Below are 14,335 nucleotides of genomic sequence, written 5' to 3'. Positions count from 1 at the left end.
CGACGCCACGAAGCCCGCTGCTGCCCCTGAGGGCGACGGGGAACGGTACGAGGAGCTTCGGGCCGTCTGGGGTTCCCTGGTGGCTCAGATTGCCAGTGACGGGGTTCTCGTGCCTGGCAGCGCAGGGGCACCAGTCGCCCATCCGGCGCTTCGCTTCCTGGCACAACTGGACTCCGCCCTGTCCGCCCATGAGCGCGCGACCGACACGGGGGAAGCGGACCCGCTCACGGTCATGAGAGACGCCGCCCGAAGGGCTGTTGAGGAGTCCCGCCGTGTCTGACGCCTACACCGTGGCAGTGATGCGCCACATGCCCGACGAGCACGGCGTATCGCTGTACCACCGCCAACGCCGCTGGGCTGACGGATTGCCCTCGCTCAGCGATGAACTCCGGGACCTGGCCTGCCTGTTGGCGGACGAAGAGCCGCGCAAGATCGGCTCTCACCCGGCGTGGCCGCTCTTCAAGGAGCTGTTCCAAGCCGAAGCCGGTACGGCCCCGGACCCCTTCGCCCTGGGGGTTGTCTGCGAATGTCCGCAGCATTTTTGAAACGAACCCCTGCCCGGCACCTACTCGCTTCGCTGCGGGTGGGTACCGGGCATTCTTGCGTCACCTCACGCTACGTTGCGTCCCCAGTCGGCAAGCCGGTGCTTTAGACCCGCAATGTCCGAATTCCTTAGGCTCCGGCCGGCGGAAATCATGGCTACGTTGCGTGATGATAGGCAAACGAAAACCCCGCCGCTCCAGCGAGGGAGGTGACGGGGTCGCGTTCGGTGCGATTAAACGGGAAGCTGTCCGCCCTTTAGCGCGCCTACGAAGTCCGCGAAGGAGTCGGCGGGGAAGATTAGGGCGGGGCCATAGGGGTTCTTGGAGTCACGGACGGGAACGACGCCTTGGAAGCCGTCTGCTACCTCGACACAATTCCCGTTCTCCGAGCCACTGTATGACGACTTACGCCACGTCGTGAGTGCCGACGCGTCGGGGATAGGGTTAGCTTTCATCGGCGTACTCTTTCAGGTAACTGCGAATCAGGTCGAGTGATTCATTTTCCGGAAGAGCCTTAGAACGCGCCACATCGAAGCGCTGGACAAGCTCAACGACTCCTTTTGCTGAGTCTACTGCCTCCCCCGATGCGAAGCTCTCCACCAGGGCGACAGTGGACCCACCTTTGAGCGTCAACAAGGTCAGACTGCCTCCCATCAGCGGGTGCACGGCCTGTTTGAAGGGGAGAACTTGGATGGTAATGCTCGGGTTTTCTGCCATTTGCAACATATGTTCAAGCTGCTGACGCATTGTCTTCTTGCTGGCCGTAGGCCGCTTCAGCGCCGCCTCATCCATGATCGCCCAATAGAGTGGCGCGTCCTGGTTCTCAAAGATACGCTGCCGGTTGATTCGGGCTGACACACGAGCATCCAATTCATTCATTGCCTCACCGGCTAGGTCTTCCCGGAATAGCTCCCGTGCATAGTCTTCGGTGTTGAGGAGGCCGGGAATCACGCTGCTCGTGAATACTTGAATCCGGATCGCGTCACTCTCTTTGGCCACAAACTCGCGACTGTAATTAGCGATCAAACTGTCCTGTGCCATGTCGAGCAATTCAATAAAAAGCCCATCCGTATTGAAATGCTCATCGAAGGCTTGGGCCAAGGCTTCGGAGGGAAGCTGTTCGCCGCGCTCAACCCTACTGATGTACGTGTGCGGATATCCCACCTTCTCAGCAAGCGCCCGCTGTGACATTCCTGCCTGCTCGCGCAGGCGACGGAGACGCCGACCGAGCATGGTTCGAGGAGTCGCCTTGTCGTCTTCGTCATGCAGTTCCATAGATCGAACACACCTTCAAGTCTCTGTCCACAGACGGGGTTTGGTGACAGGCGGAACGTGTGCTCAACGTACCCCGTCGGCAATGGTGTGAGCGGGAAGAGGCAAAGGTCGGCGACGGAGCGAAGGGCACTGGGGATCATGACGAACGAGCTACCGAAGCGGTTACCCCGTGTCGGCACGGCCGACCTTGAAGAGGCCGTCACCCGGCGCGAGTTCTTCCGGCTGACACCGGAGGACTACCCGCTTCCCCCGTGGCTGACGCTCCCCGCGTACGCCGCACCGGCCAGGGTGCCGGAAACGCCAACTCCGCGCCGTACGTTGCGTGTTGAGGCGGGTCTACTGCGGAGGTTGTGCAGTGAGTGACACCACGGCCGTACCGGCGCTTCACAGCCCCGCCCTTGAGCCCGTACCGGTGGACGGTTGCGATGTGTGCGGGGCTCTGGTCCGGCAGCGTGAGACGGCCCGAACCATGGGAAGCCCCGTCACGGTCCAGAGCTGCAACGAAGAGCTTGCGAACCACCCTCACCGAAGGGCGGACCGGGCATGAGCGTTCAACACCCGGTTGCGAAGCCCCCGCGTAGCGTCCGGTTCAAGCCTGCCTTTGCCACGCCGGAAGAAATCCGCGTTGGCGCAGTCATCTTCGATCGTGACTACGAAATGCCGGGCACCGTGCGGGAAGTGGACGCGCCATTCATCGAAATGAGCCGTCCGACCGGTCTCGCGTGGCGCGTCCACTTCCGAAGACTCCGACCGGCGACCGATTGGGAGCAGCGGCAACTAGTGGCGGTCGGCAGGCTGCACAAGCAACGGCAGAAGGGCAAGTCATGACCACGAAGACGCGACCCGACGAGACGACGGATTGGGCAGCGGGCACGGTCGGAGAAGACGTGATGACCGTGCACAAGCTCACCGGCCCGCTACAGGACTCACGGCGCACAGATGAGTTGAAGTCGGTATGCGGCGCTGGAAAAGCCAGCGACGAGAAGACCGTATGGACTCGCGCCGTGAACTGCCCCCGCTGCCTCTCCGCCTCATGACGGTGACCGTGCCGGATCAGACCCTTGATATCCGGCCCCGGACACCGACCACGGGAGACGGCAACCGCTGGGTCGTGGGTGACTGTTGGCTCTACTGCCGCCGACTGGACACCGTGGTTCTGTGGATTGGTCCGGCTAGCACGCCGTTCGGACATGCGCAGATGTTCGCGTGTGAGCCGTGCATCAAGGAACTGACCTACAAGGCTCAGGCACAACTTCGGCGACGCGACCTAGGAAATCTCGCGTCCCGCCAATGACTCCCGTCCCTGCCGGACGTACTGAATTCGAGGCTCCCCCGTACTCGATTCGGAATCCTGGCAGGGACGGGGCTAAGCCCCGCCCCGGTTGGTCAACCCTGGACAGGTCGAGTGGCCGGGGCGGGTCAGTAAGTGCCATGACATCAAAGCGAAAGGACACCGGTTATGAAGCCGTGGATTCTGAGCGAGTGTGACCACAACTGGCAACAGTGGAGCGGCAAGACCCGCTGTACGAAGTGCGGCCAGACGCAGGGCTGACAACCGAGCAAGGGGGAGGGGGCCGGTCGGCCGGTTCCCCTCCCTACCAGGGATTGAGGAGCAAATGAGCGAGCGCGTCCAGTGGGAAGAACTGCCGTCCGAACTCCGCGATGCCGTCGAAGTACATACCGGCCCCGTGATCACGTCGGAGAACGTGGCCGAAGGGCTGAACTGTTCGTTGGCGCTGATCGTGCGCACCCGGAACAACGGACCGCTATTCCTCAAGGGCGTTCGCACGTCCGACGCTGCCGGAATGGTTGGCCTGCGCTGTGAGGAACAGATCAATGAAACGGTCGCCGGTATCAGTCCCACCGTTCGCTATCGCTTCGAACTGGGCGGCTGGTTCTGCCTGGCGTTCATCTACGTCGACGGCCGACACGCAGACTTCAGCCCCGGTACCAAAGACCTGGCAGCCGTCGCCTTCACCATGAGCCGGATGCATGACCTACGAATTCTGCATACTCCCATCCCGCAACTCTCAACCAGGTTCGCGGCGTTCCTGCATCCCGGCGAAGCGGTCGCCCTCAAGGGCTCGCATCTTCTCCACACCGACACCAACCCTCACAACGTCATGATCGGAAACTACGGTGGTGACGCGTATTTGGTGGACTGGGCCATGCCCGCAATTGGTCCCGCATGGGTGGACCCGGCATATCTGGCCACATGGTTGATGAGCTACGGGCAGCCGCCTTCTGACGCGCTGGGCTGGCTGGGCGGATTCACCAGTTGGCGGCAGGCAGACCCAAAAGCCGTTGAGACCTTCGTGAACGTCACGTGCCGACACTGGACGGCCACCATTGGCGAAAAAGGCGCAGAGCCAAGCAATGCGCGATTCCGCCACTTGCTCGACTTCCCGCACGAGGCACCCGGCAGGCGTCCAGCTCCCCGCCGCAGACAGCCCCGCACCTGACCAACCCCTACCGGCCCCGCCGTGCACTGCCCCCGTGGCGTGTGGGCGGGGCTTGCTGCTGGCCCCCATCTCCGTGCATGATTTGGCCAGGCACTCGCCCTCGTGCCCGGTGTTGAGCGCCGCCAGCAGCTCGGTCACCTCAGGCCCACGCACCTCACCGACCACCAGCCGGTCGGGCCGCATCCGCAGCGCCTGGCGCACCAGGTCCTGCAGGGTGACCTGCCCGGCGCCCTCCTGGTTCGCGGGCCGGGACTCCAGGCGCACCACGTGTGGATGGTCGGGCTTCAACTCTGCCGAGTCCTCGGCCAGGACGATCCGTTCGCGCTCCCCCACCAGGCCCAGCAAGGACGAGAGCAGCGTCGTCTTGCCCGAGCCCGTGCCCCCACTGATCAGGTACGAGAGGCGGGCATCGATCAGCGCCCGCAGCACCCGGTCACCGCCGGGCGGCACCGTGCCCGCCGCGACCAGCTCCTCCAGCGAGAACGCCTTGAGCCGTACCACCCGAAGCGACAGGCACGTCGAGCCGACCGCCACCGGCGGCAGCACGGCATGCATCCGCGTCCCGTCCGGCAGTCGCGCGTCCACCCACGGCCGCGCGTCGTCCAACCGCCGCCCCGCCACCGCCGCGAGCCGCTGCGCCAGCCTGCGCACCGCCGCCGCGTCGGTGAAGCGAACCGCTGTGAGTTCGAGGCCGATGCCCCGGTCCACCCACACCCGGTCCGGGGCGGACACCAGCACATCCGTCACCGACGGGTCGGCCAACAGCGGTTCCAGCACCCCCGTGCCCACCAGCTCACAGCGCAACTCCTCGGCCGCACCCAGCACTTCCGCGTCGCCGAGCAGCCGCCCCTGCGCCCGCAGCGCGGCGGCCACCCTGGCGGGAGTCGGCTCGGCCCCACTCTCCGCCAGCCGCTGCCGCACGGCGTCCAGCAGCTCGGCGCTCATGAGACACCGCCGCCGGCGAGGACGCGGCCCCAGAACTCCGCACAGAACCGGGCCAACGGCCCACGCGCGCTGCCACCGGGCGGTGTCCCGCCCGTCTGCGCCTCCAGCAGCCCTGCCTCCACGGGCAGTTCACCGGCAAGCGGGAGCCCCAGCAGCCGTGCCACCTGCTCCTCGTCGAGCCCCGAGGCGTACGGCCCGCGCACCACCGCCCGCAGGTCCCGCAGCACCATGCCCACGGTCGACGCCACCCGGCTCGCCGCAGCCACGGCCCGCAGCTCCGCCGGCACCACCAGCAGCCCGAGGTCCAGCTGCGCCAACGCCTCCGCGACGGCCTCGTCGACCCGGCGCGGCAGATCCACGACCACCACCCCGCCCCGCCTGCGCGCAGCGGCCAGCACCGCCCGCATTGCCTCAGGAGGGATCACCACCCGGTCGCCCCGGTCCCAACTCAGCACCCTCAACGCGTGCAGTTCGGGCAGTGACTCCTCCAGCGCCGCACTGCCGACCCGTCCCCGGGACTCGGCGAAATCCGGCCATCGCATGCCCTCTGCGGCCTCCCCGCCGAGCAGCACGTCGAGGCCGCCGCCGAGCGGGTCCCCGTCGATGAGCATCGTGCGCTGTCCGGTGCGGGCGGCGGCCACCGCGAGCGCGCACGCCAGCGTCGAAGCCCCGGCCCCGCCCCGCCCGCCGATGACCCCCACGGTCAGCGCCTGGCGCCCCACGCCCTCGGCCACGTCGGCGATCCGCTCGACGAGCCAGGACTCCGCGTCGGGCAGTCGCAGCACATGGTCGGCGCCGATCTCCACGGCCCGCCGCCAGACATTCGGATCGTCCTGGTCCTTCCCCACGAGCATCACGCCGCGTCTGCGGGCGGCCCCGCTTCCGAGCACCGCGGCACGCACCCGCTCGGCCGCGTCGTCACCGACCAGGATCAGCGGCGCGCTCTCCCAACTGCCGGTGCGCGCGGGCACCGCGTGGTGGACTTCCGGCTCGGCGCCGGCCGCGGCGCACAGCCGCAGCAAGTCGTCGAGCAGGTCCATGTCCTCGGTGACGATCAACGGCCGGCTCTGCCGCCCTTCGGCAGCCGGCAACCGGTCGGATGTGATGGATCCAGCCATGCTCTCCGCCCCCTCTCACAGCGATTCCTCGCGTCCATGAACTTCGTGGACGGAATCACCGTGGAGGGATCTGGAAAATCGTGTGGATCTTGCTGAAAAACTGTGGACAACCAACGCCTTGTGAATATCCCAGTCACCTATTCCGGCGACTTCCGGAGAGCGGCGGAACCACTACGGAGCGTGACGAGTTTCAGGAGGGAAGGGCGGCGCCGTCGAGGCCCGCGAGGCAGGGAAGCGATCAGAACCGGAGGAGGAAAATGCATCCGGACATGCGACGACCCCCGTCGGGGGGGAGAACGGGGGTCGTCTCCTCGGCCGACTCGGGGGGGGAGGAGTCGGACCGGGGTAGCACGGTCGCGAACGATCCGTGACTTCCATGGTGTACCCGAGAGCCTTCTCAGGCAAACCCACGCGCCACAGCCTACGCCGAATGGTGGGCGCCTATGCTCGCCTCGTGGAAAACCACTCCTTGCCTCGAACAGCCGCCTTCTTCGACCTCGACAAGACCGTGATTGCGAAGTCGAGCACGCTGACCTTCAGCAAGTCCTTCTATCAAGGCGGACTGATCAACCGCCGCGACGTTCTGCGCACCGCCTATGTGCAGTTCGTCTTCCTGGCCGGCGGCGCCGACCACGACCAGATGGAGCGCATGCGCGAATATCTCTCCGCGCTCTGCAAGGGCTGGAACGTCCAGCAGGTCCGGGAGCTGGTCGCCGAGACCCTGCACGACCTGATCGACCCGATCATCTACGACGAGGCCGCCTCGCTCATCGAGGAGCACCACACCGCGGGACGCGATGTGGTCATCGTCTCCACCTCGGGCGCGGAGGTCGTCGAGCCCATCGGCGAGCTCCTCGGCGCCGACCGCGTGGTGGCGACCCGGATGATCGTCGGCAGTGACGGCTGCTTCACGGGCGAGGTGGAGTACTACGCGTACGGCCCCACCAAGGCCGAGGCGATCAAGGAGCTGGCCAAGTCCGAGGGGTACGACCTGACGCGCTGTTTCGCCTACAGCGATTCGGCCACCGACATCCCGATGCTCGAGTCGGTCGGCCACCCCTACGCGGTCAATCCGGACCGCTCGTTGCGCCGTGAGGCGGTCGCTCGCGAATGGCCGATTCTCGTCTTCAACCGGCCGGTTCCTCTCAAGAAGCGGCTGCCCGCTTTCTCCCTGCCGCCCCGCCCGGCTCTCCTCGCGGCAGCCGCCGTGGGCGCGGCCGCGGCTACAGCGGGCTTGGTCTGGTACGCCGGTCGGCGCGCCCGTCGGCAATCCGTATCAACGTCCGAAGCTTTTGCCCGCATTTGAACCCAAAAGTAAAGAAGTGCGGCCAGGGGTTCCGCTTACCCCGCGACAGGAGTAGAAAGGATTCAACGGCCCGCGAGACCAAGGACATCCGAGAGGATCACCTTTAACGCAGTTCGGCCCCACGGACCGCGCACAGATGTTGAGCACCCACGCGACGTCGACCCGTCGATTACGGGCCAGCCGCACCAGGTAACGGGCCAAGTCCCGACCTGATGGGCAAAAATACGAGGACGCTTGGTAACTCGACGGATGTGCCAGCGGCGGTACCAGGACTGGTACCGCCGCAACCCTTGCACTGAGCCTTCCTGACGCATCCGCCCGCTCCGGACCAATGGGAGCGCACTTACGCCGCTCCGCGCTGAAGCGCCTCACAGACGGCCGTCGACTCCCTGGCCCCCAGCTCCACGGCGCGCCCGCAGTGCGCGATCCACGCCGCCATGCCCGCGGGCGTCCCCGACACATAGCCGTCCAGCGCCGCGACATACGCCGCACGCCCCAGCTCCGCGTGACCCACTTCCAGCGGGCAGACCGACTTCGGGTCCAGGCCACTGCCGATCAGCACGATGCGGCCGGCGGTCCGCGCCACCAGACCGTTGTGCGAGCCGAACGGGCGCAGCGCCAGCAGTTCGCCCTCCACAACGGCCGCCGTTACCAGGGCAGGCGCGGAGCCGCCTGCGACCACCAGCTCGGACAAGCCCTCAAGCCGCCCCGCCACCTCGTCCGCACCGGGCACCGCGAGCTCGATCAGCGGCTCGTCGACCGGCTCGCCCGCGAGCCGCGGACGGCCCACCAGCTCGTCGGACACATCCGCACCACCGGCCGCGACCAAATGCAGCCGGGCCAGCACCCGCAGCGGCGACTGCCGCCAGACGGAAAGCAGTTGACCGGCCTCGGCCGTCAGCCGCAGCGCCCCGCCGACCGTGCGCGACTCGGCGTCCTGACTGAAGTCGGTGCGTCTGCGCACCTCCTCCAGCGCCCAGTCCGCGCCCGAGAGGGCCGCCGAGCCGCGCGCTCCGCGCAGGGCCGCCTCCGCGGTGATCTCGTTGCTGCGGCGCCTCATGACCCGGTGCCCGTAGACCTGGTCCACGGCCTTGCGCACGGAGTCGACGGCTTCGGGCACACCGGGCAGCGCGCCCAACGCCTCCAACGGATCAGCTTTCGTACTCATAAGTAAGGAGCCTACGCACACCCGGCACCCACCCCACCTTGGAGTGGTCTTCTTCACTCCCCGTGCACACCAAGAGCAATCATGCGATTACCCTTGGTGAACATGAAGATCGCTTTCGTAGGGAAGGGTGGCAGCGGCAAGACCACGCTGTCTTCGCTGTTCATCCGTCACCTCACCGCCAACGAGGCCACGGTCGTCGCCGTGGATGCCGACATCAACCAGCACCTGGGCGCCGCGCTGGGTCTCGACGAGGCCCAGGCCGCCGCACTGCCCGCCATGGGGGCGTATCTGCCCCTCATCAAGAACTATCTGCGCGGCACCAACCCCCGCATCGCCTCCGCCGAGACGATGATCAAGACGACCCCGCCCGGCGAGGGTTCGAGGCTGCTGCGGGTGGCCGAGGACAACCCGGTGTACGACGCGTGCGCCCGCCCCGTCCAGCTGGACGACGGCGAGATCCGGCTGATGGCGACCGGGCCCTTCACCGAGTCCGACCTGGGCGTCGCCTGCTACCACTCCAAGGTCGGCGCGGTCGAGCTGTGCCTCAACCACCTCGTCGACGGTCCGGAGGAGTACGTCGTCGTGGACATGACGGCCGGCTCCGACTCCTTCGCGTCCGGCATGTTCACCCGCTTCGACATGACCTTCCTGGTGGCCGAGCCGACCCGCAAGGGTGTCTCCGTCTACCGCCAGTACAAGGAGTACGCCAGGGACTACGGCGTGGCCCTCAAAGTCGTGGGCAACAAGGTGCAGGGCCAGGACGACATCGACTTCCTGCGCGAGGAAGTCGGCGACGACCTCCTCGTCACCGTCGGCGCCTCCGACTGGGTCCGCAGGATGGAGAAGGGCCGCCCGGCCGCCTTCGAGCTCCTGGAGGCGGACAACCGCCTGGCCCTCCAGGCCCTGCAGAACGCGGCGGAGGACTCGTACGCGCAACGCGACTGGCAGCGCTACACCCGGCAGATGGTGCAGTTCCATCTGAAGAACGCGGAGAGCTGGGGAAACGCGAAGACGGGCGCCGACCTGGCTGCGCAGGTCGACCCCGCCTTCGTACTCGACGAGCGCTTCTCGGAGGTCGGCGCTCCTCAGCCGGCCTGACCAAGAAGCCTGCGCCTCCCGGCCGGGACTGCCGGGAGGCCGCGGCCCCCGGCCGGCTTGGCCGGGAAGTCAGCACGCCCCGGTCGGCCCGGCCGAGAAGTCAGCGGCCCTCCGCCGGCTTGGCCGGAGCTGTCGCCTTCGCCGGTGCGGCTGCCCCGGTGGGCGGGGCGACCGCGGGCCGGGGGGCGAGGAAGGCGGGCCAGCCTTCCTTCGGCGCCTGGCCCACGTCGAGGGTGCCCATCTTGTCCAGCACCTTCGGGTCCTGCACGTCCAGCCAGTCGGCGACCTGCTTGAAGGACACACAGCGCACGTCACGCTGCACGCAGACCGTCTTGATCGTCTCCTCGATGGCGCGCATGTACGTGCCGCCGTTCCAGGATTCGAAGTGGTTGCCGATGATCAGCGGGGCGCGGTTTCCGGTGTACGAGCGGCCGAAGGCCTTGAGCAGGCCGTCGCGCATCTGGTCACCCCAGTACGCGTGCTGCGAGGGATCGCCCTTGACCGTTCCCGACTGATTGACCATGAAGTTGTAGTCCATCGAGAGCGTTTCGAAGGCCCGTCCCGGCACAGGTACGAGCTGGAGCGGCATGTCCCACAGGCCCTGGGTCTTCTTGGGCCAGACCTGCTTGCCGACGCCGCTGGAGTCGTAGCGGAAGCCCAGCGCCTTTCCGGCCTTCATCATGTTCTTCTGCCCTTCCAGGCAGGGCGTGCGGGCTCCGACGAGCTCCTTGTCGTAGTCGAAGGGCAGCGGCTTGGCCTTCGACAGGCCCGAGTTGGTCTTCCAGCGCTTCACGAAGGCCTTGGCCTGCGAGATCTCGCTCTTCCACTCCTCGGTGGACCAGGTGCCGACGCCACCTTCCTTACCGCAGAAGTGGCCGTTGAAGTGCGTGCCGATCTCGTTGCCGTCCAGCCAGGCGCCGCGGAGGTGTTCCACGGTGTCCTTGATGCCCTCGGCATCGTTGAAACCGATGTCGGACCGGCCCGAGGAGTGCTTCGGCGGATCGTAGAGATGTCTCTTCTCCTCCGGGAGGAGATAGACGCCGCTGAGGAAGTACGTCATCGTCGCGTCGTACTTCTTGGCGACCTTGCGGAAGTGGGAGAAGAGCTGCTGGCTGTCCTCGCCCGCACCGTCCCACGAGAACACCACGAACTGCGGGGGCTTCTGCCCGGCCTTCAGTCGCTGCGGCTTGAGCAGATGGGGCTGGGCTCCGGTGAACGCGGTCGAGCCGTCACCGATCAGACGCACCGCGTTCTTGGGCGCCGCCGCCGGAACGTGCTTCTTCGCTCCGTGGGCCCCCTTCTTGGCAGCGGGAGCATCGGGCCCGGAACCGAAAACAGATCCCGAGCAGCCGGCCAGCGCCGCGGCCATGGTCATGGCGACGACGCCGACAGCGATCCTCTTCGTGGCGGCCATCATCCGCCCACCCTCTTCCTCAGGTCTCCTGCGTTGATGCGCTGATTTGCCGGCACGGCACGGAACTGCCGAGATGGCGCGGCAAACCTCGCATGCCTCAGCAGAGCGAAAGGTATGACAAGCCGCACAAAATGCCTATTCACTGGAACGGGTGAATGATTGACCCATTTGACCCGTAAATCACCCTTGTCTCTTTACTCTGCATTACGATTCGTTTACCGAGAGTTGAAACTCCCGCCGCTGCACGCCGTGACCCACGGCCGCGACCCCACGTCCCGCGACCGCGCCGCCCCGGAGGAGACGGGAACCTATGTCTGCCTGCGTCCCCACTCGCAACGACCACACTTCTCGCGCCACTCGCGCATCGCTCGTGTCCCGATTCCAGCGCCCGCACGGCCCGCCGTCCGCGGGCCCCCCGTCCGAAGGCACCCCGCCCGGTGGTCGCCGCTTCCGTATCGCCGGAGCGGATCTGTCCGCATCAATCGCCGTCTTCCTGATCGCACTGCCGCTCTCCCTGGGCATCGCCCTGGCCACCGGCGCACCGCTCCAGGCGGGCCTGGTCGCAGCCGCCGTCGGGGGCATCGTCGCCGGTCGGCTCGGCGGTTCCCCGCTCCAGGTCAGCGGGCCCGCCGCCGGGCTCACGGTGGTCACCGCCGAGCTGATCCAGCGGTACGGCTGGCGCACCACCTGCGCCATCACCGTGCTCGCCGGCGTCACCCAACTCGTGCTGGCCGCCGTGCGCGTGGCCCGGTCCGCCCTCGCCGTCAGCCCGGCGATCGTGCACGGCATGCTGGCCGGCATCGGCGCCACGATCGCCCTCGCCCAACTGCACATCGTCCTGGGCGGCACCCCGCAGAGCTCCGCGGTGGCCAATGTGCGTGGCCTGCCTGCCCAGTTGGCCGATCTGCATCCGGTCGCCCTGTCCGTGAGCGCCCTGACGGTCGCGGTGCTGCTGCTCTGGCCGCGCATTCCCGGTCGTACGGGCCGGATCGTGCGGAAGATTCCGGCCGCCCTGGCCGCGGTGGCCGCGGCGACCGCCGTCGCGGCGTTCGCCGGGCTGAGCCTGCCGCGCGTCGACCTGCCGTCCTGGCGCAGCCACGCCCTGCCCGAGCTGCCCGAGGGCCCGGTCCTCGGCATCCTCGCCGCCGTCCTCACCGTCACCCTGGTGGGAAGCGTCGAGTCGCTGCTGTCCGCCGTCGCCGTCGACAAGCTGGTTTCCGCCCGCAAAGAGCCGCGGATCAGGATCCCGCGGACCAATCTCGACCGGGAGCTGGTCGGGCAGGGCGCTGCGAACATCGTCTCCGGCGCGCTCGGTGGGCTGCCCATCACCGGAGTCGCCGTCCGCAGCGCCGCGAATGTGTCGGCGGGCGGGATCACCCGCAACTCGACGATGCTGCACGGCCTGTGGATCGTGGTCGCGGCCCTGCTCCTGGTGCCCGTCCTCGATCTGATCCCGCTGGCCGCGCTCGCCGCGCTGGTGATGTTCGTCGGCATCCAGATGGTGAACATCACCCACCTGCGCAGCGTGACGCGCCACCGGGAGATGCTCGTCTACGTGGTCACGATGCTCGCCGTGGTGCTCGCCGGGGTGCTCGAAGGTGTGGTGATCGGCGTCGCGGTGGCAGTCGCCGTGGCACTGCACCGGCTGGCCAAGACCCGCATCACCGCCGAGATCTCGGCGGACGGGGTCCACCATGTGCGGGCGCGCGGGCAGTTGACGTTCCTCGCCGTGCCCCGGCTGAGCCGCACACTGAATCAGGTGCCCCAAGGGGCGCACGCGGTCGTCGAATTGGACGGGTCGTTCATGGACCACGCGGCGTTCGAGGCTCTCCAGGACTGGCAGGACGCGCATGTCGCCCAGGGCGGCCGGGTCGAGGTCGCCGGGCGTTCGGGCAACCGGTTCGCTGGCCCGGTCTCCGTCGCGCACACCTGCTGCCGGCCCTGGACGCCTTGGCGCAACCACCACTGTGACGATCACGGCACCGCGCCGGCCGATGAATCGGGCCGGCCCGTGATCCGGTCGGCCGCCGATTCCGCCCTCGACGCGGACCGGCACGACAGCCCCACCCGGTCCACCCAGGCCACGCGGGCCACCCAGTCCGACCACCCCGTCCGCTCCGTCGCACCAAGACGGGCGAGCGGCGGTCAACTGGCCAGCGGACTCAGCGCCTTCCAGCGCAATACGGCGCCGCTGGTCCGCGAGGAGCTGGCCCGGCTGGCGCGCGAGGGCCAGCGGCCCTCGCAGCTCTTCATCACCTGCGCCGACTCCCGACTGGTCACCAGCATGATCACATCCAGCGGCCCCGGCGACCTCTTCACCGTACGCAACGTGGGAAATCTGGTGCCCCCACCGGGCGCGGCGGGTGCGGACGACTCGGTCGCCGCAGCCATCGAGTACGCCGTGGACGTGCTGAAGGTGGCGTCCATCACCATCTGCGGACACTCCGGCTGCGGAGCGATGCAGGCCCTGATCAATACGCCGCCGGACGGCCCGCAGACACCCCTGCGCCGCTGGCTGCGGCACGGGCTGCCCAGCCTGGAGCGGATGAAGAGTCGTCACCACTCCTGGGCACGGATCTCCGGGAGGCTGCCCACCGACGCGATCGAGCAGCTCTGCCTGACCAATGTGGTGCAGCAGTTGGAGCATCTACGCAGCCATGAAGCGGTGCGGCGGGGGCTCGCCGAAGGCACGCTCGAACTGCACGGCATGTACTTCCATGTCGGCGAGGCCCAGGCGTATCTCCTGGAGGACGGCGCGCTGGTCGGCGACAGCGCGGAGGTCTTCGACCGGATCGGCCCCTCGGCGTACGACGACGAAGGCCTGCCCCCGGGGGAGCTCGAAGGGCCGCCCGAAGGCTCGTTCGAAGAGTCACGCGCCTGAAGTTTCCGAGGTCCGAAGGCCCAGGTCCGAAGCTCTGGTCAGGAGGTCCCGGGGCTCCGGAAGGCCCGGGAACCCGGAGGAGAGCCGCGCGTCCGAACCGAATCGCTCGGCTCTCCGTGGGACGCG

General features: G+C 67.7%; 12 protein-coding genes and 1 pseudogene. 6 read left to right on the top strand and 7 right to left on the bottom strand.

Annotated elements, in window-relative coordinates:
• Positions 1-272: 272 nt before the first annotated feature.
• Positions 273-545, top strand: coding sequence for a hypothetical protein (locus tag ACLLJJ_RS20495; protein WP_434593581.1), 273 nt, complete (start codon positions 273-275; stop codon positions 543-545).
• Positions 546-775: 230 nt separating this feature from the next.
• Here ACLLJJ_RS20495 and ACLLJJ_RS20490 read toward each other — a convergent pair whose 3' ends face one another.
• Together ACLLJJ_RS20490 and ACLLJJ_RS20485 are read right to left on the bottom strand one after the other, a co-directional pair.
• Positions 776-997 (bottom strand): DUF397 domain-containing protein, encoded by a 222-nt coding sequence (locus ACLLJJ_RS20490; protein ID WP_434593578.1) that lies wholly within the window; start codon positions 995-997, stop codon positions 776-778.
• Positions 987-1,817, bottom strand: coding sequence for a helix-turn-helix domain-containing protein (locus ACLLJJ_RS20485; RefSeq protein ID WP_434593575.1), 831 nt, complete (start codon positions 1,815-1,817; stop codon positions 987-989). Before ACLLJJ_RS20485 ends, ACLLJJ_RS20490 begins: the two co-directional genes overlap by 11 nt.
• 543 nt (positions 1,818-2,360) lie before the next feature.
• Here ACLLJJ_RS20485 and ACLLJJ_RS20480 point away from each other — a divergent pair.
• Positions 2,361-2,645: a hypothetical protein gene (locus tag ACLLJJ_RS20480; protein WP_434593572.1), complete on the top strand. Its 285-nt coding sequence runs from the start codon at positions 2,361-2,363 to the stop codon at positions 2,643-2,645.
• Between the two features lie 938 nt (positions 2,646-3,583).
• On the opposite strand, the gene ACLLJJ_RS20475 is transcribed toward ACLLJJ_RS20480, so the two are convergent.
• Positions 3,584-3,811 (bottom strand): hypothetical protein, encoded by a 228-nt coding sequence (locus tag ACLLJJ_RS20475; RefSeq protein ID WP_434593570.1) that lies wholly within the window; start codon positions 3,809-3,811, stop codon positions 3,584-3,586.
• On the opposite strand from ACLLJJ_RS20475, the gene ACLLJJ_RS20470 reads away from it, so the two are divergent.
• Positions 3,797-4,279 (top strand): phosphotransferase, encoded by a 483-nt coding sequence (locus tag ACLLJJ_RS20470; protein ID WP_434600468.1) that lies wholly within the window; start codon positions 3,797-3,799, stop codon positions 4,277-4,279. The two genes, ACLLJJ_RS20475 and ACLLJJ_RS20470, sit on opposite strands and share 15 nt — an antisense overlap.
• Before the next feature lie 90 nt (positions 4,280-4,369).
• Here ACLLJJ_RS20470 and ACLLJJ_RS20465 read toward each other — a convergent pair.
• A pseudogene (locus ACLLJJ_RS20465) lies at positions 4,370-5,224 on the bottom strand (TadA family conjugal transfer-associated ATPase); the annotation flags it as partial.
• Entirely contained in the window at positions 5,221-6,342 is a 1,122-nt protein-coding gene (gene ssd / locus ACLLJJ_RS20460) for a septum site-determining protein Ssd (protein WP_434593567.1), read from the bottom strand. The pseudogene ACLLJJ_RS20465 and the gene ssd, both read right to left, overlap by 4 nt.
• A 430-nt stretch (positions 6,343-6,772) precedes the next feature.
• On the opposite strand from ssd, the gene ACLLJJ_RS20455 reads away from it, so the two are divergent.
• Positions 6,773-7,648: an HAD family hydrolase gene (locus tag ACLLJJ_RS20455; protein ID WP_434593565.1), complete on the top strand. Its 876-nt coding sequence runs from the start codon at positions 6,773-6,775 to the stop codon at positions 7,646-7,648.
• 343 nt (positions 7,649-7,991) lie between these two features.
• Here the strand turns inward: ACLLJJ_RS20455 and ACLLJJ_RS20450 are convergent, their stop codons facing one another.
• Entirely contained in the window at positions 7,992-8,816 is an 825-nt protein-coding gene (locus ACLLJJ_RS20450) for an oxidoreductase (protein WP_434593562.1), read from the bottom strand.
• Between the two features lie 102 nt (positions 8,817-8,918).
• On the opposite strand from ACLLJJ_RS20450, the gene ACLLJJ_RS20445 reads away from it, so the two are divergent.
• Complete coding sequence (locus ACLLJJ_RS20445) at positions 8,919-9,914, top strand: ATP-binding protein (protein WP_434593559.1); 996 nt, start codon at positions 8,919-8,921, stop codon at positions 9,912-9,914.
• A 100-nt stretch (positions 9,915-10,014) separates the two neighbouring features.
• On the opposite strand, the gene ACLLJJ_RS20440 is transcribed toward ACLLJJ_RS20445, so the two are convergent.
• Positions 10,015-11,331, bottom strand: a complete 1,317-nt coding sequence (locus ACLLJJ_RS20440; RefSeq protein ID WP_434593556.1) for a hypothetical protein — start codon at positions 11,329-11,331, stop codon at positions 10,015-10,017.
• A 307-nt stretch (positions 11,332-11,638) separates the two neighbouring features.
• Here ACLLJJ_RS20440 and ACLLJJ_RS20435 point away from each other — a divergent pair, with 307 nt between their 5' ends.
• On the top strand, positions 11,639-14,209 hold the full coding sequence (locus ACLLJJ_RS20435; protein ID WP_434593553.1) for a bifunctional SulP family inorganic anion transporter/carbonic anhydrase: 2,571 nt from the start codon (positions 11,639-11,641) through the stop codon (positions 14,207-14,209).
• Positions 14,210-14,335: the final 126 nt, after the last annotated feature.

The organism is Streptomyces sp. A5-4 (genome assembly GCF_051131715.1).
GTDB lineage: Bacteria > Actinomycetota > Actinomycetes > Streptomycetales > Streptomycetaceae > Streptomyces.
Note: the sequence above shows the minus strand (reverse complement) of the source record. Positions and strands in the feature narration are given on the sequence as shown.